The following is a 22903-nucleotide window of genomic DNA, read 5'->3' on the forward strand; positions in this document are numbered from 1 at the left end:
TTTTGTGTACTATAAATAATTTCAGGGTTGGATTATCTACCTTCCTTTTTAATAGTATAGAACGCGAGAGTTTCTATACGAATATAAAAGCAGATATATGGTTACTATTCCTCCGTGAAACTTTGCGAGTCTCCGTGTGTCTCCGTGAAACATTTTTATTTATAACTTTCAACTTTCTTTTTTTAATAACTCGGTGTATAATTATAACAAAATTGTAACGTTATCATTTACATATTAATTTATCTTTGATTGAACTTATTTTAACTTTTTGTATGTAACCGAAAAGGAGTTGAAATTTAACCAGATGTAGCACTTTTTGAAAGTTATAGTTGTGCTACAAATAAAAAAAGTAACAAAATATGGGTGTATTTTTGAAATTTTTAGGGAATAGAAAAAGTCAAGATAAGTTCTTAATAATAAAAAATATAGTCCATGACTAGAAAAGACCTTTATATATTCCTTTTAGCCATTGCTTGTAGTTTTCAAGTGATAGCGCAGCAATCTGCAGCATATACAAGTGATATTGTAGAATATCAGAAAGCATTATCCTTATATAATAATCAGCAATATCTAGCTGCACAATCTTTATTCAATCAGATAAAGAAAACCGCAAAAACAGAAGTTCTACAAAGTGATTGTGCGTTTTATATTGCCAATTGCGCAGTGCGTTTAAATCAGCAAAATGCAGATCAGCTAATAGAAAATTTTGTAGCAGATTATCCTACAAGCACCAAACGAAATACTGCTTATGCAGAGGTTGCAGATTACTATTTTATTAACCAAAAATATGCGTACGCTAAAAAATGGTATGATAAAGTGGATGAAAGCGGACTAGCAAGAGCAGAAAAAGAAAGGTTTAATTTTAATAATGGCTACGTTGCTTTTGTAACCCAAGATTATAAAACTGCAAAAACCTACTTAAGTCGTGTGGAGAATTCGCAAGAATATGGATCACAAGCAAAGTATTATATTGGTTTTATGGCGTATCAAAATGATGATTATGATAAGGCTAATGAATATTTTGACCAAGTAGGTGAAGAAGAAAAATACAAAGAAAAGCTATCGTATTATCAAGCAGATTTACATTTTAAACTAGGTAAGTTTGAAGAAGCAATAAAACTTGCTAAAGAGCAATTACCAAATAGTGATAACACAGAAGTTTCGCAACTCAATAAAATTATTGGAGAAAGCTATTTTAACTTGGAGAAATATGCCGAAGCAATACCGTTTTTAGCTGCATACGAAGGAAATCGCGGAAAATGGAATAATACAGATTATTACCAACTTGGTTATGCATATTATAAACAAAAAGATTACGATAAAGCCATAAGCGAGTTCAATAAAATTGTTGGTGGTAATAATAGCGTTGCGCAAAACGCCTATTATCATCTGGGAGAAAGCTATGTGAATTTGGATAAAAAACAGGAAGCTTTAAATGCGTTTCGTAATGCTTCAGAAATGGATTATGACTTGAAAATTCAAGAAGATGCTTGGTTGAATTACGCCAAGATTAGTTACGAAATTGGTAATCCGTATCAATCCGTTCCGCAAGTACTTGCAGCGTATATAGAAAAATATCCGGAAACAGCCTATAAAGAGGAAATTGAAACTTTGCAAATCGATTCCTATATCACTTCTAAAAATTATAAGGAAGCTTTAAAATTATTAGAAGGTAAAAAGAGCTTTGAAAACAAAGTAGCATACCAAAAAGTAACTTTTTATAGAGGAATAGAATTGTATAACGATAATAATTTTCAAGATGCAGAAACCCTTTTCGATAAATCTATAAAAGAACCTCAAGATGCAAAATATACTGCAAGAGCAACTTTTTGGAAAGCCGAAACCGATTATAATCTTTCTAATTATGACGATGCACTAGTTGGTTTTAAACAGTTTGAACAACAGACTTCTGCTTCAGAAACTCCGGAAATTACAAATCTAGATTACCATATTGCATACACGTATTTCAAACAGAAAAACTATACGCAAGCAACACAATATTTCAATCAATTTATTAGCAAACGTAACGAGGATACGGTTAGATTGAATGACGCATATCTTCGTTTAGCAGATGGTTATTTTGTTTCTAGTCAGTACAACGAAGCGATTCAAGCATACGATGAAGCTATTAAAATTGGTAAAATAGAATCCGATTACGCATTTTTTCAAAAAGCATTAAGTATTGGTTATGCTGGGAATGCTTCTAAAAAGATTTCCGAATTAGAAGGTTTTATTAGTAAATACAAAACTTCAAAATTACGTGATGATGCGATGTACGAACTTGGTAATTCCTATGTGAAAGCAGGGAATACAGACAAAGCAATGCAGACTTATGATCGCTTGAGTAGCGAATATAATACGAGTACATTTGTGCCAAAAGCCTTGCTTCGTCAAGGGTTAGTGTATTATAATGGAAGTAAGAACGAACCTGCTTTAGTGAAGTTTAAAAAAGTTGCTGCAGATTTTCCAAGTACTCCAGAGGCAAGCCAAGCAGTGGCAACAGCGCGTTTAATTTATATCGATTTAGGAAAAGTGGATGCATATGCTTCTTGGGTAAGAACCTTAGATTATGTAGAAGTGACAGATGCAGATTTAGATAATACCACTTACGAAGCTGCAGAAAAGAAATATTTAGATAATGAAACCGATAAAGCAATTAAGCAATTTAATGGCTATTTAAATCAGTTTCCAAATGGATTACATGCTTTACAATCGCATTTCTATGTAGCCGAATTATACTTTAAAAAGGATTTAAAAGATACTGCTGCGCCGCATTTTAAATATGTTACAGAAGCTTCACAAAGCGAATTTACAGAAGAAGCTCTATTGCGTTTGTCGCAAATTTATACCGAACGTAAAACTTGGGAAGAAGCAATTCCTGTATTGACTAGATTAGAAACAGAAGCGAACTTTCCACAAAACGTAATTTTTGCGCAATCTAATTTAATGAAGGCAAACTACGAATTAGAAAAGTATAGCGAAGCAGTTATCTATGCCGAAAAAGTATTAACACATGCAAGTATTGATAACCGAATTAAAAGTGATGCACACGTGATTATTGCTCGCTCTGCAATGAAAACAGGAGATGAGGCAAGAGCGAAAACCGCATATGCACAAGTAGAAGTTACTGCAACAGGAGAAACAGCAGCAGAAGCATTATTCTATAATGGATACTTTAAAAATAAAGCAGGAAGTTATGCAGCTTCCAACACAACCATTCAACGTTTAGCAAAAGATTATTCTGGTTATAAATATTATAGCGCAAAAGGTTTAGTGGTTATGGCGAAAAACTATTATGCTTTAGAAGATGCTTTTCAAGCTACTTATATTTTAGAAAGTGTGATACAAAATTTTGTAGCATTTGAAGATGTAGTAGCAGAAGCACAAACCGAATTAAGTAAAATAAAAGCAGAACAAGCAAAGACCAATGCTTCGGTTGTTCCAGAAGATTAGTAAATTCCTGCGAAGGCAGGAATCTCATGAATACAACGAGAAATATAAATTTTAGTAAAAACATCTTTAATAGTTTGCTAAAAAAAAATCGAGTATTCGAGGAAAAAAAACAAAGAAGAGTAAGCAGGTTTCAATAATTTAATAACAGCAAATAAAAAATATGCGAAAGCAAAAAAATATAATTCTAGTATTCGTTTTAATTTTAATAACCACTTTAGGTTTCTCACAAGAACGAGATCAAGATACTTTAAATCCAGATGTTATTCAGGTTGTAAAACCATACACACCTACCGTTTCCGATGCTTTTAAGGTAAAGGAAGTTCCTTCGTTAGATGATGAAACTACAGCTGCGAAGAAAGAGATTCAATACAATATCTTTTCTTTTCCGGTAGCATCGACATTTACACCCGCAAAAGGAAAAGCGGCAGAAGTAGATGAAGAGGAACCTGCAAAATTATTCGACAATTATGCAACATTAGCAGGAGGAATGTACACCACTATTTTAGGGGAAGTGTATTTAAATCATGCAATCAATAGAAACGAAAGTGTTGGTGGCTATATCAGTCATCATTCTTCGCAAGGAGGAATTAGTGATCTGCTTTTAGATGATAATTTTTCAAATACCAAAGTGAGTGCTAATTATGCTAGAAATGAACGCGATTTAGCTTGGAATATAGCAGGTGGATTTCTGCATCAAAAATACAATTGGTATGGTTTGCCACAACCTTTATATGATAAAGATGCTGCTGATGCTATTGGCGATGTCGATCATTCTTTTATCGGATTTAATCTTGGTGGAGATATTGCTTTTACCGATGCTTATATAAATGAAGCAAGCGTTTTGTACCGAAGATTTGGCGACAATAATGACTCTGGTGAAAATAGATTTCTAGTGAATACCAATGGAGATTTGACTATTCAGGATTTAGATTTTAATATCGGATTGCGATTGGATTATTTAGGAGGAGAATTTGACAGAAACTATTATACTGACGAAGCATTGAAATACGGGAATTTCAATATCGGACTTTCACCAACATACCAATTAATAAAAGAAGATCTAACGCTGGATTTGGGAGTTAGCCTATTTTATCTAAACGATATAGAATCTGGAAAAAGTAAGTTTTTTATCTATCCGAATATTTCAGCATCCTATAGAATGGTAGATGAAATTTTAATCGCTTATGGAGGAATTCAAGGTGATTTAGTTCAGAATACCTATTATGATTTTGCACAAGAAAACCCGTTTGTATCTCCAACCTTATTCATGACACCAACCGATCAGAAGTATAATGTTTTTGTTGGATTAAAAGGAAAGGTTGCTAATGGAATAAACTATAATATTGGCGGAAAATATATAAGAGAAAGTGATAAAGCAATGTTTAGAAATAATCTAGTGCCTTATGGCTTTAATGCGGAGGAAGCATACCAAAACGGAAATTCCTTTGGAATCGTTTATGATGATGTTTCTACCTTCGGAGTTTCTGGAGAAATTAAAGCAGATTTGAATAGAAATTTTACTTTAGGAGTAAAAGCAGAATACTTTTCTTATAATGTAGACGAAGAAGCGGAAGCATGGAATCTTCCAAATTTAAAAGCGAATCTATTTTTAGATTATCAAATAAGCAAACAATGGTTTGCAGGAGCTAATCTGTTTTTTGTTGGAGAACGTAAAGGATTGAGTGGTTTTAATGATATTCAGAATACAAGCTTTCCAACGTTATTAAATCCAACAGAAACCATAACATTAGATAGTTATTTTGATGCCAATGCACATGTTGGTTATCATATTAATGATCGGTTTTCTGCATTTGCGAAAATTAACAACATAGCAAATCAAGAATATAATCGCTGGCAAAATTATCCGGTGCAAGGATTACAGTTTTTAGCAGGAGCAACGTATAAGTTTGATTTTTAAAGTCATTGCGAGGAACGAAGCAATCTTTCAAATGGAAACTAAATCATAATAAGTTTACATTGTTTCAACAGAAGGTTTTTAAAACACCCCTAAAGTCTCCTCAAGGGGACAGTGTTGCGTGATTACTCAAATGTTTAAAATGTTCCTAATTCGCTGTTAAGTCCTTTTTTCTTCTTTTAAAACGTCTATTTCATCAGTAGTTATGATTTTTATTTGGTAGACATGTCCCCTCGAGGGGACTTTAGGGGTGTTTTCTGGGAAATAACTTTCAATTTCTTATAAAAAGAATAGATACTTAAATTAGTTATAATTTTTTCCCGTTTGAGTTGTCCCTCGAGGGGACTTTAGGGGTGTTTTCAGAGGAATAACTTAGTATTATCTTTTTTAATTCTGTACCCCTTTCTTTTTATCCAAAGTTAGTAAAACAATAAAGCGTTCTTTTCACGTTAAAGTTGTCCCCTCAAGGGGACATTGTTATGTGATTACTCAAATGTTTAAATTCTTTGTTTAAAACGTCTTAAGATTCTTCTTCCTCTAAAAGGATGATTACTAAATTAGTTACTCTTTTAATCGTTAGGCTTGTCCCCTTGAGGGGACTTTAGGGGTGTTTTCAGGAAAATAACTTTCAATTTCTTATAAAAAGAATAGATCCTTAAATTAGTTATAATTTTTTCCCGTTTGAGTTGTCCCTCGAGGGGACTTTAGGGGTGTTTTTTATAGCTGTCTAAAAAATAGAGTTATACCTTCGGGGATAGTCGAAAAATAAAATATATTTTGTTTTGAAGGTCGCGTTCCTAGCTCTTTGGAGGTGTTTTTTTAATTCAAATAAATTATATTTACAAAATCCTATAAGCCACCTGAATTAAACCAATCCCATGAAAAAACTTATTTCCATAGCAATCTTACTACTAATCTTCTCCTGTAACAAAGAAACCCAACAAGTAGACACCATAATTACCAACGCCAAAGTGTACACCGTAAACTCAAATTTTGAACATGCTGAAGCATTCGCAATAAAAGACGGAAAGTTTATAGAAGTTGGTACTTCAAAATCTATTCAAAATAAATTTGTTGCAGATACTATTATCGATGCCAAAGGAGAAACGATTGTTCCAGGATTTATAGATGCGCATTGTCATTTCTACGGATTGGGTTTATATGAGCAACGTGTAAATCTTGTTGGTACCACTAGTTTTGTAGATGTAATAAAACGCGTTACCTATTTTCAAGAAAAAAGAAAGAGCTCTTTTATTATTGGTCGTGGTTGGGATCAAAACGATTGGGAAGAAAAAGAATATCCAAACAAAGCATTATTAGATAGATTATTTCCAGATACTCCAGTGGCAATAAGCAGAATTGATGGTCACGCTATGTTATGTAATCAAGCAGCTTTAGATTTAGCAAAAATCACAAAGAATACTAAAGTAGAAGGAGGAGAAATCCTATTAGAAAATGGAAAACTTACTGGGGTTCTAATTGATAATCCGATGGAATTAGTAGAAGCTATTTTTCCAAAACCTACAAAACAAGAAAAAATTACAGCATTATTAGAAGCGCAAACTATTTGTACTAATTTAGGATTAACAACCGTTTCCGATGCAGGATTAGATCGAGATGTTATTGAATTGATAGATAGTTTGCAAAAGGCTGAAAAACTAAACATGCGAGTTTATGCGATGATTAGTAATTCCAAAGAAAACCTGGATTATTACCTTCCGAAAGGGAAAATTAAAACAGAAAAACTAAATGTGCAATCTGTAAAAGTATATGCAGATGGCGCGTTAGGTTCTCGAGGTGCAGCTTTGAAACAAGAATATACCGATAAGCACAATCATTTTGGAGCAATGGTTATTGGTCTTGAAGATTATAAAAACCTAGCAACAAGAATTGAAAAAGCAGATTATCAAATGAACACACATGCCATTGGAGATTCTGCAATTCATTTTGTTTTAAATACCTATCAAAAAGCACTAGAAGGAAAAACAGATAAACGTTGGCGAGTAGAACATGCGCAAGTAATAACAGATAATAATTTTGAGTTTTTTAAAAATGAAAACATTATTCCTTCTATACAGCCAACACACGCTACAAGTGATATGTATTGGGCAGAAGAACGCTTAGGAAAAGAAAGAATCAAAGGAGCGTATGCCTATAAAACCTTATTAAATCAAAGCGGAAGAGTTGCTTTGGGTACCGATTTCCCTGTAGAACAGGTTAGTCCGTTTTTAACTTTTTACGCAGCCGTTTCTAGACAAGATGTAAAAGGATACCCAGAAAATGGTTTTAATAAAGAAAATGCATTAAGCCGAGAGGAAACTTTAAAAGGAATGACTATTTGGGCCGCTTTTGCTAATTTTGAAGAAAAAGAAAAAGGAAGCATTGAACCTGGTAAGTTTGCAGATTTTATTATTTTAAATCAAGATATTATGCAGGTTCCTGTGTCAGAAATCCCAAAGATTAAAGTACAACAAACTTTTATAGATGGCGTGGCACAATAATTGCTTTCTTTGTAAAAACATTTATTAACTAAGATCACCGCTTTCGCGGAAAGGAAACATGAAAAAAATATATACACTTATCATTGCATTAATAATATCTACAACAACTTTTGCACAAGTAGACGCGTATAGTGAAGACGTAAAACAATGTATTAAGAGTAATGGGACGTATGGTTATTATGAAAACGTAGTAGATCAAATGTTTTCTATGCTGCAAGAGCAATATGCTTCGCAAGGGGTTCCAGAAACGCTTTGGAACGAACTTAAAGGACTTAAAACAGAGTCTTTAAACGAGTTAAGTCAAATGGTAGTTTCTGCGTATCGCGGGCATTTTACTCATGAAGATGTAAAAAACATGAACGCTTTGTATGCAACCAAAGCAGGGCAAAATATGTTTAAAGAAGCTAGTCATCTTACGGAAGGTGATAAAGTAGCATTAACCGAGTTTTACAGAAGTGATACCGGACAAAAAATTACGGGATCTCAAGATTCTATGAATGAATCTATGAGTAAGATTTCTGAAATGTGGAGTAGTGGTTTTTATAGAAGTATAGTAGATAAGTTAAGCGAAAAAGGATTTAACTTGTAATAGAATACAGTTTGTATTTATATTTTTAGTCGGACTTTTATCTTTAAATAGTTTTGCTCAGGATATGGATCTTCCTAAGAAGGCTAAAAAAGGGGAATGTTATATTTCTTGTGAAAAAGAAGATGGTACATTTTCTAAAAGAGAAAAAATTGCTTGTGACTTTTTGGTATATTCAAAAGATGCAAAAGCATTAAAAACGCTACAAACAAAATTATCTAATTTGGGCTATGATGCGCCTGTTTCTGGTGAAACAGACGTTAAAACTATTGCAGCATATAAGCAATATACTAAAGATGAAAAAAAGCGATTAAAAAAAGCGAACAGAAAACAATAACAATAAATTAATGAAGCAAGTACAAATTATTTTTTTAGTAGTTTTTATATTTATTACAAGTAATACATTTTCGCAGTACGACTCTTGGTCAAAAGCCGAAGTTCATTTTAAAGATGGATCTGTTAAAACAGGAGAAGCAAAATTACCAATTAGCGGTACTGGAGGTCCATTTTATTCCAATGATAAATTAAGATTTAGAATTGCAGATAGAAAACCTGTTAAACTAATTGACGCCAAAAAAATAGAGAAGATAGTTTTAAAGGTCTCCTATTCAGAAAAGGTTAAAGGGAAAAGAATTAAAAAAAATAGAGAAGCCACTATCATTACCATTAATAAAAACAAGAAAAAAACTAAAAAGGGTTTCGCGGAATTAATAGTAGATGGTAAGGTGAAACTTCTTAAACGAAAAGTTAATTATACTGCAAATAATAGAGTATCTATTATTACTGAATCTCTTTTAACTAGAAATGATGATGTGCCTATAGCTTTTAATTATGCTGCATTGAAATCATTTAGAAAGCGTACAATGGAATTTTTTAGTGAATGTTCCATTTTAGTAACCAAAATTGAAAATAAAGTTTTTAAAAGAGAAGAACTAATAGCAATCGTTACGTTTTATAATGATAATTGTGCCAAATAATCAAAGTGTTCTCCTTCGGTAACTAATGCACATTGCAAGCCAACAGAAGTACAAGCAGTAAGCAACATGTTGAAATCTAAGTAAAGCCATTTCATCGGACTTTCCTTTTCTCCTTTGTAGCTTAAGAAATAATCTAGTTCACCATAATAATTGGCAGTAGTATCCATCCAAAATCCGCCATCTTCATCTTCGTACATATATTTAATATCACTAGAATCGATTAGTATTTGTCCTCCGGGATTTAGAATGCTTTTTAAATGCTTCAGATAGGTTACCACCTGATGTTGCTCTTGAAAAATTCCGGTACCATTCATCAATAATAAAATAGTATCAAAAGTTTCCGTTTCTTTTAATATATTTTTTACTTCCGCATGCAAAACACCTCTTTGTTTGCAAACTGCAATGGCGCCTTCCGAAATATCTATGGCTTTTACCGTAAAACCTTTTTCTTGTAAATACAAACTATGGCTTCCAGCTCCAGCACCAACATCTAAAATTTTTCCTTTAGCAAGTTGCAATGCTTTTTGTTCCAGTTTAGGCATTTCCGCATAATCCCTAAAAAGATATGGAATGGGTAATTCGTCCGTATCACTTATATTGGTGGAAGTAATAATGTCTTCCGTATAGTTATTGTTTTGATAATCTAATAATGCTTTTCCGAATAAATCTTTCATTGAAAAATATTTTCATTTCCGCAAAGGCGGAAATCTCATGATATAAAATTACTTTTGTCCCTATGGAAGAATTTCTAAATCAACTCCCAAAGCTTGCCAAAGATAAGCATAAGGAAAACAAAACCTTTTTTACAAAGCTAAAAAAGAAAGCACCAAAAAATTTAGATTATATCATGCAAGATTTGCATGAAGAAGAATTTGAGCGTACCGATTGTTTAACTTGTGCTAACTGTTGTAAAACTACTGGTCCTTTGTTTACCGATAAAGATGTGGATAGAATAGCAAAGCATTTCAAGCAAAAAGCACAGCAGTTTATTGCTAATTATTTACGCGTAGATGAAGACAATGATTACGTTTTGCAATCTGTACCATGTACTTTTTTAGGTGCAGATAACTATTGTTCGATATATGATGTAAGACCAAAGGCGTGTAGAGAGTTTCCGCATACCGACAGAAAAAAGTTTCAGCAAATTTCTAATATAACCATGAAAAATGTAGCTATTTGCCCGGCGGCTTTTAATATTGTAGAAGCAATGAAAAAGCGTATTAAGTTATAATTACTATAACTAAAACCTTTTTTCTTTTCGTTATATTTACAAAAACGATGCAATATTTGGAAAACCTAATTAACTATTTCGAAACCATTCCTACAGTACATAGAAGTCTTATTCTTGTTGGAGGAATTACTTTTTTTTGGCTACTTGAAGGTGTCTTACCTTTATATAAATTCAATTATAAAAAGTGGAAACATGCAGCGCCTAATTTATTCTTTACGTTTACAACCATTATTGTAAACTTCGCATTGGCATTCTTATTACTTAAAACGGCAGATTGGGTGAAACTAAATGATTTCGGAATTATCAATTGGTTACCAGAAATGCCGTTAGCTTTATATGTGTTTCTCGGTGTATTTTTCTTAGACTTTTTTGGTGCTTATTTAGCGCATTTTGTAGAACATAAAGTTAGCGTTTTGTGGAAAATACATGTAGTACATCATACCGATCATAAAGTAGATACTACCACAGCAAATAGACATCACCCTTTAGAGAGTATTATTCGTTTTGCTTTTACCTTATTTGGTGTTTTTATTGTTGGTACGCCAATAGCCATCGTAATGTTGTACCAATCTTTATCTTTAATAGCCACCCAGTTTACACATGCTAATATTAAGTTGCCAAGAAAAGTAGATGTCGCTTTGAGCTATTTTTTGGTTTCACCCGATATGCATAAAGTCCACCATCATTATGTTTTACCGTATACAGATTCTAACTACGGAAATATTTTTTCGGTTTGGGATAGGCTTTTAGGGACCTTCATGAAATTAGATAGAGATAAATTAATCTATGGAGTAGATGTTTTTCCAAACGAAGCAGAAAACAGTAGCATTACAAATCTGCTAAAACAACCTTTTCAAAAATATAGAAATCCTACCATTACAAACCCTAAAGAATAGTTATGCAAAAGAGTATGATACTTTCTTTAATATTTAATTTATGAGTTTTAATTCTTCGCAAAGTATAGATATCCAAGGGCACAGAGGTTGTCGAGGTTTACTACCAGAAAACACCATTCCTGCATTTAAAAAAGCAATCGTGTTAGGTGTGCATACTTTAGAGTTAGATGTAGTTATATCTAAAGATGGAAAAGTGATCGTTTCGCACGAGCCTTATATGAATCCTGCTATTTGCTTAGATCCTAACGGAAAAGAAATTCCGGAAGTAGATGGTGAAAAGTACAATTTATATGCCTTAACATATGAAGAGATTAAAGCTTTTGATTGTGGTTCTAAACTTCATGAAAGATTTCCTAACCAAGAAAAAATAAAAACCTACAAACCTACTTTAGTGGAAGTCTTTAATGCTTCGGAAGCATTAAGTCAAACAATTAAATATAATATTGAAATTAAAGCCTTACCAGAATATGATGGTGTTTTTACTCCCAAACCAAAAGCATTTGTAAAATTGGTTTTACAGGTCATTCAAGAGCATAAAATGTTAGAAAGGTGTAATCTGCAATCTTTTGATATCCGTGTTTTAGAAGAAATTAAAAGACAAGCTCCAGAAATGAAAGTCGCTATTTTAGTAGATGAAGATGAATCTATTTCTAAAAAACTAAAACAGTTAAGTCACCAGCCAGAAATTATAAGTCCTTATTATAGACTATTAGATCTAGAAACTACCCGTAAATATCAAGATGAAGGATTTCAAATAATTCCTTGGACGGTTAATACGGCTTTCGAAATGCATGAAATGTTGCGTTTTAATGTGGATGGCATTATTACAGATTATCCAGATGTATTATTGCAAATTATGGAAGGAAATCATTAATTTTTTATCAGAGCTACAATTATCGCATTAAACGATTGATAATTCATAGATTTTAGTAAAAAAACGAAAGGGTTTTGTGTTTTTCTTCAATTTATTAGAAACTAAAGTCTTTTATTTCAGTCTAATAGCATTTCATCTATAAAACGTTGGTATTCATCGAATATTCCTGTAAATACCATAAATGGGAGTCTGTTTTTTGTAAATTAATATGATCTTTGGACCGAAGTTTGATTAATAGCTTATATCAAATTCCATAAAAATGATTAAATTAATATACGTAATGAAGAAGGGGAAAATTACATTATTATGCTTAGTAGTAGCTATGTTAGCTGTTACTTCAACCTATAGTCAAAACATTGTATATTCTACGATTGCAAAAAATATTAATTCAGAGGCAAATAGTTTACAACACAATTTAAATAGAGCTGGAGATACATTGCATTTAAGTAGTGATTTCAAATTGTATAAAGTAGAGTTTATTGGTACCTACGAATCTAAAGTTTTTCCTGTAGAAGGAGAAACAAAACAGATTAGTATTCCTTTAGCATCTGTTCCTGTTGGAGAATATACTATTGCTGCTTTTCAAATTGAAAAAACAGAAGGTATTTATCAAGATCAAAAAACGATTGTTTTTAGAATTTCTAGACTTTTACCAATTGAAGATCCTATAATAGAAGAAGAATTACTTGCAGAAGTAGTACCAGAAATTATTGAAGAAGAACCAATAATTAAAGAGGAAGAAGCTGTTGTTGCAGAAGTAAAAAAAGAAACACCTGTTAAAAAGGAAAGCGTTAACAAAGGAAAAGTAGAAAAGGAGATTATTAAGAAAGATAAAGTCAAGAAAGAAATAATAAAAGAAAATAAAACTAGCGTTACTGCGCTTACTCCTAAGCTTAAAAAGGAAAGAGTAAAGAAAGAAGTAGTAAAAGAAAATAAAACGAGAGTTGCTATTCTTGCTCCTAAGGTCAAAAAGGAATATACAAAACCGGAAAGACCAATAGTAGGAAAAGAACTAGTGATCGCTAAACCAGAAAGAAAATCAAGAGTTGTAGAAAGAAAAGAGCCTAGTTTAGACTCTACAGAATATAAAAGCTACAATCTTACAAATGGAAGAAACGGACGTTACGCTGTGCAGTCTCGTGAAGCGTATAGAGCAGAAAACTTAAGACCAAATGGAGAGCCTTACAACTAGTTTGAATTAGTCATAAAGCAAATTGTATTTGCAAACATTTAAAAGCCTTTAGAATTTTTCTAGAGGCTTTCTTTTTATTTATACAATAAATAAGCTTGTCGCATGGTGTCATAAGACGCTAATCCTCGAACCCAAGTTTTCTTAATCTCGTAAGCAGTATGTCTTGTTTCTATTTGCTTTTGTAGTTCTTTAGTACCAGCTAATTTAGTAAAGAAGTTATTGAAAAAGGTTTCTTTATTAGCAGTTGCTTGATAGGCTTCAATAATATAATTTAAGTCTAACCTGCTTAAATATTTACTCGTGCTTAAATCCATACCATAACATTGTTTGTTTTCATGTTTAGGGTATTTAGAACCTGCGTTAGGTTTTGGGGTGAATTCATAAGTATACGGAAACATTTTAGTGTCCAAAAACGGACTCCCAAATATTTGAAACTGCTTGTCTGTTCCTCTTCCTGCACTTACATTCGTGCCTTCAAAAAAGCATAAACTAGGATATAAGTTTATCGACTTCGCATTTGGTAAATTTGGTGAAGGATTAATAGGTAAGTTATATACGGTATCATGCGTGTAGTTTTCCATAGCAATAACGGCTATCTTGCATTGCACACCGTTTTCTAGCCATTTTTCACCATTGATCATTTGAGCGTATTCGCCAATAGTCATTCCGTGAACCACAGGAACTGGGTGCATGCCAACAAAGCTTTTATGTTCCATTTCTAAAATCGGACCATCAATATAATGTCCATTTGGATTTGGTCTGTCTAAAATTAATACAGGAATATTTGCTTCTGCACAAGCCTCCATTACATAATGTAAAGAAGAAATGTAAGTGTAAAAACGAGCACCAACATCTTGAATATCAAAAATTACAACATCTAAATCTTTAAGCTGCTCTGCAGAAGGCTTTTTGTTTTTACCATACAACGAAACAATTGGCAAACCTGTTTTGGTGTCTATGCCATCTTTAACTACTTCACCAGCATCTGCAGTTCCTCTAAAACCATGTTCTGGAGCAAATACTTTTTTTACGTTTACTTGTAAAGCTACTAAAGAATCTACAAGATGTGTGTAGCTTGTGCTTTTTGCCTTTTTACTTATTCCTTTAAAAACTACGGAAGTCTGATTCGCAACAATACCAACACGTTTTCCGTTTAATAAAGGCAAATACGCTTCGGTTTGGTTTGCGCCAATAATTAAAGTTTTTTCTATTGGTTCCTGTATGTCATAGGCAACCTGTCCAAGCATCGCTTCATTAGAGTTATTAGTATCTTTTGTTTTCGAATTACTTCCGCAAGAAATTAATACCAAAACAAATAATAAAACTGTATTTTTGAAAACATTAAATCGCATAATCTAGTTTGAATTTCGAGTTTTTTATAGCTAAACGCATTATTAGTAGTAAAGCGTATAAAAGTAGTGTTTCGGCACCAATAATAAAAATTGGAATCGCGGCAATTGCTGTTGGTATCATAGTAATGATGATTGCTGTTGCTACAGGAATTGGCTTGCAACAAAAAATTAGAGATAAAGTATCCGCATTTAATGGACATATTATTATTTCTAATTTCGATAGTAACAATTCTCAAGAAAGCGGAAAACCAATTTCTACCAAACAAGATTTCTATCCAACCTTTAAAAATGTAGAAGGCATAAAGAATGTGCAAGCAGTTGCTGCAAAATTCGGAGTGATACGAACCGAAACCGATTTTGAAGCCATTATTGTAAAAGGAGTAGGAGCAGATTACAATTGGGATTATTTTAATGAATTTTTAATCGAAGGTAGATTACCAGATTATACCAAAGAAAGAAACCAAGATGTGCTAGTTTCTGAAGACTTAGCTAAACGCATGCAGTTTGCTTTAAACGATACCTTCACTACTTTTTTTAAAAAAGAAGATCCAAACGCGTTGCCAACACAAATCCGCTATAACATTGTAGGTATTTATAATTCTGGACTAAAAGAATTTGACGAAACCTATGTGCTTGGGGATATTAGACATATTCAAAGAGTCAATAAATGGGAAGCAGACCAAGTAGGAAGCTTTGAGGTTTTATTAGAAGATTATAATGAATTAGACCAAAAATATAGAGAAGTTTTTCAAAATACACCATCGTTATTAAATGCAGTGACCGTAGAACAAAAACACGCTTCTATTTTTGAGTGGATTAGTATTTTCGATAAAAACACCTATGGTATTATTGGTATTATGATACTTGTTGCAGGAATAAATATGATCACCGCATTACTCGTTTTAATACTGGAACGTACAAAAATGATTGGTATTTTTAAAGCACTAGGAAGTAACAACTGGAGTATTCGTAAAATATTTTTATACAACGCGAGCTATATTATTTTAATCGGTTTATTTTGGGGAAACCTAATCGGTTTTACAATTTTACTAGTACAAAAATATTTAAAACTTTTCCCGTTAGACCCAAGTGTATATCATGTGAGCGAAGTGCCAATCTATATTAATTTAGGCTATATTCTAGCATTAAACATCGGCACATTTATTCTTTGTTTAATCATGTTATTAATTCCGTCTTATCTAATTACTAAAATTTCTCCAGTAAAAGCAATTCGTTTTGAATAAATAATAATAATGTCTCCAAGTAAATTTTTTATATAAGTTGGGCGTTTACTACTTCGCTAGCCTTCTTCGCTGAAATGGCTGTGAAGGCCTAAAAGCTTCGTAATACCGCGCTTTCGCAAGTCGCTCTTTGCAAGGAGCTCCAACAATTGCTCAATCCCTAACGCAAAATAAAAACGAACTTTTAACTTTTAACTATTCCCTTTTAACTATTTTTGCACTTCGAATAATAGGTTGAATTAAAAAAAGATTCCCATTTTCATGGGAAGTACACATGGAATACGCAAAGAACATACTAGAAACTATTGGTAATACGCCATTAGTAAAACTAAATAAACTAACAGCAGAATTGCCTTGTCTAGTTTTAGCAAAATACGAAACCTTTAATCCTGGAAATTCAGCAAAAGATAGAATGGCTTTAACCATGATTGAAGATGCAGAAGCAGACGGACGATTAAAACCGGGAGGAACTATTATTGAAGGAACTTCAGGAAATACCGGAATGGGTTTAGCACTTGCTGCCATTGTAAAAGGATACAAATGTATTTTTGTAATTAGCGATAAGCAATCCAAAGAAAAAACAGATGTATTAAGAGCACATGGTGCTGAGGTTGTTGTTTGTCCGACAGATGTAGAACCAACAGATCCAAGATCCTACTATTCCGTTTCCAAACGTTTAGGAGAAGAAACACCAAACTCTTGGTATGTAAATCAATATGATAACCCAAGTAATGCAAAAGCACACTACCAAAGTACAGGACCAGAAATTTGGAAACAAACAGAAGGAAAGATTACACATTTTGTGGTTGGAGTAGGAACTGGAGGAACGATTTCTGGAGTTGGTAAATACTTAAAAGAACAAAATCCAAATGTGAAAGTTTGGGGAATTGATACCTACGGATCGGTATTTAAAAAATACCACGAAACAGGAATCTTTGATGAGAAGGAAATATATCCTTATGTAACCGAAGGTATTGGGGAAGACATCTTACCAAAAAATGTAGACTTTTCTCTTATTGACGGATTTACTAAAGTAACCGATAAAGATGCAGCAGTATACACACAAAAACTAGCTTTAGAAGAAGGTATGTTTTTAGGGAATAGTGCAGGAGCAGCTGTAAAAGGTTTGTTACAATTAAAAGATGAATTTAAAAAAGACGATGTGGTAGTGGTTCTTTTTCATGATCACGGAAGTCGTTATGTTGGAAAAATGTTCAACAACGATTGGATGAAAAAAATGGGTTACATAGAATAATTTTTAATTCTAACTGTCATTGCGAGGAGCAAAGCGACGAAGCAATCTCATAAAGCAACCTAAATCATAAAATAAAAAAAACCTCCTGAAAATTTCAGGAGGTTTTTTTAATATCCATTTGTAGTCTAAAACTAAAAACTAGCAACGAAAAGCTACTAAGGATTTGTAGACCATAAAGCAGCACTTTTAAGCATCGCTCTTCTTGGTAAGTTTAATCCAGCAACTATTAATTCTGCAAAATCATCCGGTTGTAAAACACTATCTTCTGAATCTTTACTTGCAATACCTAAATCTATAGACATATCTGAAGCAATTGTACTAGGTGTTAAGGTGCAAACACGAATGTTGTTTTTTCGGACTTCCTTCATCAAAGATTCCGACATACCAATTACGGCAAATTTAGATGCCGAATATGCAGAAGTAGTTGCGTTTCCAGATAAACCAGCAGTAGAAGATATGTTTATAATATCTCCTTCGTTTTTATCTATTAAGTAAGGTAAAACCTCTTTAGTTACATAATACATGCCCATTACGTTGGTTTGTATTATGGCACTCCATTGCTCTACTTCCATATCGTTTAGCGTTCCAAAAGCAGCAATTCCTGCATTGTTAACCAAAATATCTACAGATCCAAGTGTGGTTACTAAATCTTTAATTGCTTTTTTAACTTCGGGATAGTTACCAACATCAAAAACAGCATAAGTAGCGTTTACTCCTAAAGCTTTTATTTCGGCAACGGTTTCTTTTAAAACGGCTTCATTTCTACCCGTAATTGCTACGTCTATTCCTTCTTTTGCAAATGCAATTGCAGTTGCTTTTCCTAGGCCTCTTCCGCCACCAGTAATTATTGCTTTTTTGTTTTTTAAGTTTTCCATTGTATATGTTTTGTATTAATAGTGTAGTGATTATGAATACAAAAATAATGATGTCAATAGTTATAACCGAATTTGTAGGGAATTCTTAACAGCAAATTAATATATTGAACTGTCTCTATGAATACGAATTATTGAAGCAAATTGAGAATATTTTCAGAAACAAAAAACTTTCTAAATTTTTGAAGGTTTTTTGTTTTACAAGGATGTACAATGTTTACTCATATTCATAAGTAGTAATAGTTGCATAAGTATCTCCATTAGATTCAACAGTGTTCTTAACCTGTTCAATAATATTATCATTAGAATCAAATTCATATTCAAATGTTACAGTCCTTGAAATATTTCTCAGATAATCAAAACGATAATAACTACTAATATAATTTTTGCTTATTTGATATAACTCCAGCCCTAAACCAAATTGAGTATCTAAAGCCAAATTATTTTTCCATTCTGTGCCAAATAAGTATTTATTATAATGATAGGCATCAGATGCAATTTTATCTAAATATTCATAAGTTAATTCATTTATTATAATTCCATTATGATCTGTTTGCTCAAATTCAGTTAAATTCTGATTTGTATATTCATAATAATCTGTTCTAATTACATCGTCTTCATCAGTTAATAAATGGGTTTCAATAATATAATTTTCAGAGTTTAGAGTGCTATTTTCTTGAGTGGTTTGAGTGCTACTTAAAGTGAATAATGCTTGTATGTTAGAATTATCAGGATATGATATTAATTTTTCTTGATTTGAAACAGGATTAGTAGAACTTGCTATTGAGTTTTTTTGTATTAATCTGTTAGAATTATCATAGGTAAACGTATGTGTCCATTCTAAATTATTAGATGCATCATATTTTAAGATAGTTGAAAGTAAATCATTCTCATAGAACAATTCTTCATTTCTGCCAAAGGAAGGTTCGATTTTAATTAATTTGTTATCTTCAAAGCTATAATTTACTGAGTGAGAAAATGTTCCATTAATATTATATTCTTTAAAAATTGAAATTAAATTTCCAGAACTATTAGAAGTTCCAGAATTGTCATCATTAGAATTACAAGAAATAAGTAAAAATGCAATGCTTAAGACAAATAGTAAGTTTAGTTTTTTCATGATAGATTGTTTTTATAGTTGTTAAAATTTTAACAAAAGTCATGCCTAAAATGTAATATCATACATAATAATAATAATAATGTGAAAATAACTAGCTTTTACTCTGTAACTGTTACACCATCTTTCATTTCTAATGCTGTAGGTTTTTCAAACCAAGTTTCCATGAAATCAAAATTCTCTTGGGACACTTCAAATTCAAAAGTATCTCCTTTTTCGGTGTTTCGTTGAAGTACGCGCTGTAGTCTGGTTGCTTTACTAATATCTAAAAAGTGTGTTTTTAGTTCAAAACCATGCAAAGCAGCAAATTGTCTAAATTTTTCTCGATGGGATAATTTAGAAAGCCCTAAATCTAGAATAGCATCGGTATTGGCATTTTCTAATTGGGTAACTAAATCCAAAATAAGTGTTTCTGATCTTTCCATACGTTCTAAAAACCATGCTAATCCATCTTCTAGTTTTTTGTCCGCAAGAAATAGAGTATTGTTCCATTGGTCAATAGAAAAAATCACGCCTTTGGTTTCTTTCTTTAGTTGCTTGGAATAGGTAGTTTTTCCAGAGCCTGTATTTCCTAAGATTAGATGAAGCATTAGCAGGGATTTAATTAATTATGTAACAGAAGACTTTAAGCTAAATTAATAGATTTTTATAAGAAATGGAATATTTAGCTACAATTTACTACTTTAGTATAATGATAGAAAATTTTCTACATTATATTTGGAAACACAAAAAGTTCGCACTTACCAATTTAAAAACAACGACGCAAGAACCGATTATTGTTTTACAAGTTGGTATGCATAACCATAATACAGGACCAGACTTTTTTAATGCACAAATTAAAATTGCAGACCAACTTTGGGCTGGCAATGTAGAAATTCATATAAAATCTAGTGATTGGTTTTTACATAATCATGAGCAAGACCAGAATTATGATAATGTAATCTTGCATGTCGTTTGGGAACACGATACAGAAATACACCGAAAAGATAATACCGTAATTCCGACCTTGGTGCTTAAAAACATTGTGAGCAAAGTGGCTTTGCATAACTATCATAAATTATTTAGTAAAAAACAAAAATGGATAAACTGCGAAAATGACTTTGCTAGTATCGATGATTTTATAAGGGACAATTGGTTGGAGCGTTTGTATTTTGAACGTTTAGAAAGAAAATCGGCAGATATTACCCAATTACTAGAAAGTAGTAAAAATAATTGGGAGGCAGTCCTTTTTAATATGCTTGCAAAAAACTTCGGACTAAAAGTAAATGGCGATGCTTTTCTAAGTCTTGCGAATTCTTTTCCTTTTAATTTGGTACAAAAACTACAAGCCAAACCATCCAGTTTGGAGGCTTTGCTTTTTGGGCAAGCAGATTTGTTAGATGCAGATGTGCAAGATGTATATTATTTAGAGCTTCAAAAAGAATATCAGTTTTTAAAACAGAAGTTTGTTTTGTCCTCCGCTGCTGTAATGCCGTTGCAGTTTTTTAGATTACGACCACCAAATTTTCCTACCATTCGTATTTCACAATTGGTAAATGTCTATGCTTCCGAAACTAGTTTATTTTCTAAAATAATAAAAGCTTCCGCTAAAGAAGAAATTTATAAGCTGTTTCAGGTGGATACTTCTGCGTATTGGGAAACACATTTTACCTTTGGAAAAACAAGCAAATCCGCTAAAAAAAGAATCACAAAATCTTTTATCGATTTACTAATTATAAATACCATTGTCCCAATTAAATTTAGCTATGCAAAACAGCAAGGCAAAGATGTAGATGATGCTATTGTGCGTATTATTAATGAAATTGCATATGAAAAGAACAGCATTGTTGCCAAGTTTCAAGAGTTAAAACCGATAGCGAAATCTGCGATGCATAGCCAAGCTTTATTGCAGCTTAAAACGGAATATTGTGATAAAAATAAATGTTTGCAATGTGCTATTGGTAATTGTTTGTTAACCAGTGCGAAGTAAGTAATTAATAGGGATTGGGTTTTGTGAAACTTTTCAACACATAAACTTTTAAACTAATAAACTTAATACTAAATTGCAGTCATGAATATTTTTTATCGCATTCTCTTATATTTTCAAAAGCATGGTTATTATGTTTGCCAACGTATTGCAGATCGATTAGGTATGCGAGCAAAAGTAGTAAGAACCTCGTTTATTTATTTAACTTTTGTAACGGTAGGTTTTGGCTTTGCTTTATATTTATTCTTAGCTTTCTGGATGAAAATAAAAGATATTGTATATACAAAACGAACTTCGGTCTTTGATCTATAGCGTATGATTAGCCCTTTTTTAAAATTTTTTAGAACGCGGATTTATACCGCAGTAAGTCTATTAGTCCTGCTGCTATTTGTTGGTGTATTAGGTTTTAAGTTATTATCTCATTATTCCTGGATTGATGCGTTTTACATGACCGTAATAACCATTACAACGGTTGGGTTTGGTGAAGTACAACCACTAGATCCAATATCCAAAATATTTACTATTTTTTTAATTTTAACGAGTATAATTATTGTTGGTTACGCCTTATCAGTAATTACAGAATATATTTTAAGCAAAAATAATTTGGAAGAATTAAAACAAAAAAAGATGCAAAAAACCATAGATGAGTTGGAGAACCATATTATTATTTGTGGTTATGGAAGAAACGGAAAACAAGCAGCGAAGAAATTACTTGCTTATAATAAACCCTTTGTTGTTATAGAAAAAAACAAAGAGGTTATAGACAAATTTGAAAGTGAAGAAGTACCTTTTATTTTTGGAAATGCAAATGAAGATGAAGTTTTGTTGGAAGCAGGAATAGATAGAGCAAATACTTTAATTTCTGCTTTGCCTAGTGATGCAGATAATTTGTTTGTGGTGCTTTCCGCAAGACAGATGAATACCAACATGCGAATAATAAGCAGAGCATCGGAAGAAACATCGTATAAAAAACTAAAATTTGCAGGAGCAAATAATGTAATACTTCCAGATAGAATTGGTGGAGATCACATGGCTTCTTTAGTGGTGGTTCCAGATTTAATAGAGTTTATAGATAATTTAGGAATTGTAGGGAATTCAAAAATTAACATTGAAGAAATTGTAGTCGAAAAACTATATGACACCAATGCAAGTATTAAAACCATTCGGGATTTAGACTTACGTAGAAAAACGGGCTGTAATGTAATTGGCTATAAAAATGGAAATGGCGAGTATGTAGTAAATCCGGAAGCAGATCAAAAGTTAGAAGCTAATGCTAAAATAATTGTCCTTGGTAGACCAGAACAAATAAAAGTATTAAATACAGTCTATAACCTACACTAGTGAAATAAAACATGCATGCTTTGTCTTTTTGTTTCCTGTTATGCTATTATTTTAGCGGAATTTCATACCTATAAAAGAAAAATTTATTTTAATTATAGTATACATATTTATCTGTGAAGCCTACTTCTTATAAT

20 protein-coding genes are annotated in these 22903 nt (G+C 32.2%); 15 read left to right on the plus strand and 5 right to left on the minus strand.

Annotated features, from left to right (window positions below; translation table 11 throughout):
- Window positions 1–432: 432 nt before the first annotated feature.
- The 6 genes from ACVCXO_RS02065 (at window position 433) to ACVCXO_RS02090 (ending at window position 9432) form a co-directional block, all read left to right on the plus strand.
- The gene (locus tag ACVCXO_RS02065) at window positions 433–3453 is read left to right on the plus strand and encodes a tetratricopeptide repeat protein (RefSeq protein ID WP_452227943.1); all 3021 of its coding nucleotides are present in this window, start codon (window positions 433–435) and stop codon (window positions 3451–3453) included.
- A gap of 160 nt (window positions 3454–3613) precedes the next feature.
- Window positions 3614–5371: a TonB-dependent receptor gene (locus ACVCXO_RS02070; protein WP_452227944.1), complete on the plus strand. Its 1758-nt coding sequence runs from the start codon at window positions 3614–3616 to the stop codon at window positions 5369–5371.
- A gap of 875 nt (window positions 5372–6246) precedes the next feature.
- The gene (locus ACVCXO_RS02075; protein WP_452227945.1) at window positions 6247–7869 is read left to right on the plus strand and encodes an amidohydrolase; all 1623 of its coding nucleotides are present in this window, start codon (window positions 6247–6249) and stop codon (window positions 7867–7869) included.
- Window positions 7870–7927: 58 nt separating this feature from the next.
- A complete protein-coding gene (locus tag ACVCXO_RS02080; protein WP_452227946.1) occupies window positions 7928–8458 on the plus strand; it encodes a DUF2059 domain-containing protein in 531 nt (176 codons plus the stop codon).
- A 64-nt stretch (window positions 8459–8522) separates the two neighbouring features.
- Entirely contained in the window at window positions 8523–8792 is a 270-nt protein-coding gene (locus ACVCXO_RS02085; RefSeq protein ID WP_452227947.1) for a hypothetical protein, read from the plus strand.
- Between the two features lie 10 nt (window positions 8793–8802).
- On the plus strand, window positions 8803–9432 hold the full coding sequence (locus ACVCXO_RS02090; RefSeq protein ID WP_452227948.1) for a hypothetical protein: 630 nt from the start codon (window positions 8803–8805) through the stop codon (window positions 9430–9432).
- Here the strand turns inward: ACVCXO_RS02090 and ACVCXO_RS02095 are convergent.
- Complete coding sequence (locus tag ACVCXO_RS02095) at window positions 9408–10106, minus strand: class I SAM-dependent methyltransferase (protein WP_452227949.1); 699 nt, start codon at window positions 10104–10106, stop codon at window positions 9408–9410. The genes ACVCXO_RS02090 and ACVCXO_RS02095 overlap by 25 nt on opposite strands.
- A 62-nt stretch (window positions 10107–10168) precedes the next feature.
- Here ACVCXO_RS02095 and ACVCXO_RS02100 point away from each other — a divergent pair, with 62 nt between their 5' ends.
- The 4 genes from ACVCXO_RS02100 to ACVCXO_RS02115 all read left to right on the plus strand — a co-directional run bounded on the left by ACVCXO_RS02100 (window position 10169) and on the right by ACVCXO_RS02115 (window position 13625).
- Window positions 10169–10663: a YkgJ family cysteine cluster protein gene (locus ACVCXO_RS02100; protein ID WP_452227950.1), complete on the plus strand. Its 495-nt coding sequence runs from the start codon at window positions 10169–10171 to the stop codon at window positions 10661–10663.
- Window positions 10664–10719: 56 nt separating this feature from the next.
- Window positions 10720–11559, plus strand: coding sequence for a sterol desaturase family protein (locus ACVCXO_RS02105; protein ID WP_452227951.1), 840 nt, complete (start codon window positions 10720–10722; stop codon window positions 11557–11559).
- Between the two features lie 40 nt (window positions 11560–11599).
- Window positions 11600–12433 carry a glycerophosphodiester phosphodiesterase gene (locus tag ACVCXO_RS02110; RefSeq protein ID WP_452227952.1) on the plus strand — a complete coding sequence of 278 codons (834 nt, stop codon included), beginning with the start codon at window positions 11600–11602 and terminating at the stop codon, window positions 12431–12433.
- 259 nt (window positions 12434–12692) lie between these two features.
- Window positions 12693–13625, plus strand: a complete 933-nt coding sequence (locus tag ACVCXO_RS02115; protein ID WP_452227953.1) for a hypothetical protein — start codon at window positions 12693–12695, stop codon at window positions 13623–13625.
- A 74-nt stretch (window positions 13626–13699) separates the two neighbouring features.
- On the opposite strand, the gene ACVCXO_RS02120 is transcribed toward ACVCXO_RS02115, so the two are convergent.
- On the minus strand, window positions 13700–14977 hold the full coding sequence (locus ACVCXO_RS02120) for an exo-beta-N-acetylmuramidase NamZ family protein (protein WP_452227954.1): 1278 nt from the start codon (window positions 14975–14977) through the stop codon (window positions 13700–13702).
- Between the two features lie 8 nt (window positions 14978–14985).
- Between ACVCXO_RS02120 and ACVCXO_RS02125 the strand changes: the two genes are divergently transcribed.
- Window positions 14986–16221, plus strand: coding sequence for an ABC transporter permease (locus ACVCXO_RS02125; protein WP_452227955.1), 1236 nt, complete (start codon window positions 14986–14988; stop codon window positions 16219–16221).
- Window positions 16222–16492: 271 nt separating this feature from the next.
- Window positions 16493–17473: a PLP-dependent cysteine synthase family protein gene (locus ACVCXO_RS02130; RefSeq protein ID WP_452227956.1), complete on the plus strand. Its 981-nt coding sequence runs from the start codon at window positions 16493–16495 to the stop codon at window positions 17471–17473.
- A 155-nt stretch (window positions 17474–17628) separates the two neighbouring features.
- Here ACVCXO_RS02130 and ACVCXO_RS02135 read toward each other — a convergent pair whose 3' ends face one another.
- The 3 genes from ACVCXO_RS02135 to ACVCXO_RS02145 form a co-directional block, all read right to left on the minus strand.
- Complete coding sequence (locus ACVCXO_RS02135; protein WP_452227957.1) at window positions 17629–18348, minus strand: 3-ketoacyl-ACP reductase; 720 nt, start codon at window positions 18346–18348, stop codon at window positions 17629–17631.
- Between the two features lie 214 nt (window positions 18349–18562).
- A complete protein-coding gene (locus tag ACVCXO_RS02140; RefSeq protein WP_452227958.1) occupies window positions 18563–19465 on the minus strand; it encodes a hypothetical protein in 903 nt (300 codons plus the stop codon).
- Between the two features lie 98 nt (window positions 19466–19563).
- Window positions 19564–20052 (minus strand): AAA family ATPase, encoded by a 489-nt coding sequence (locus ACVCXO_RS02145; protein ID WP_452227959.1) that lies wholly within the window; start codon window positions 20050–20052, stop codon window positions 19564–19566.
- Between the two features lie 101 nt (window positions 20053–20153).
- On the opposite strand from ACVCXO_RS02145, the gene ACVCXO_RS02150 reads away from it, so the two are divergent.
- The 3 genes from ACVCXO_RS02150 to ACVCXO_RS02160 all read left to right on the plus strand — a co-directional run bounded on the left by ACVCXO_RS02150 (window position 20154) and on the right by ACVCXO_RS02160 (window position 22769).
- Window positions 20154–21431, plus strand: coding sequence for a DUF2851 family protein (locus tag ACVCXO_RS02150; RefSeq protein WP_452227960.1), 1278 nt, complete (start codon window positions 20154–20156; stop codon window positions 21429–21431).
- Window positions 21432–21512: 81 nt separating this feature from the next.
- Complete coding sequence (locus ACVCXO_RS02155; protein WP_452227961.1) at window positions 21513–21740, plus strand: PspC domain-containing protein; 228 nt, start codon at window positions 21513–21515, stop codon at window positions 21738–21740.
- Window positions 21741–21743: 3 nt separating this feature from the next.
- Entirely contained in the window at window positions 21744–22769 is a 1026-nt protein-coding gene (locus ACVCXO_RS02160) for a potassium channel family protein (RefSeq protein WP_452227962.1), read from the plus strand.
- Window positions 22770–22903 lie beyond the last annotated feature (134 nt).

The sequence above is a fragment of the Lacinutrix sp. MEBiC02404 genome, assembly GCF_053601575.1.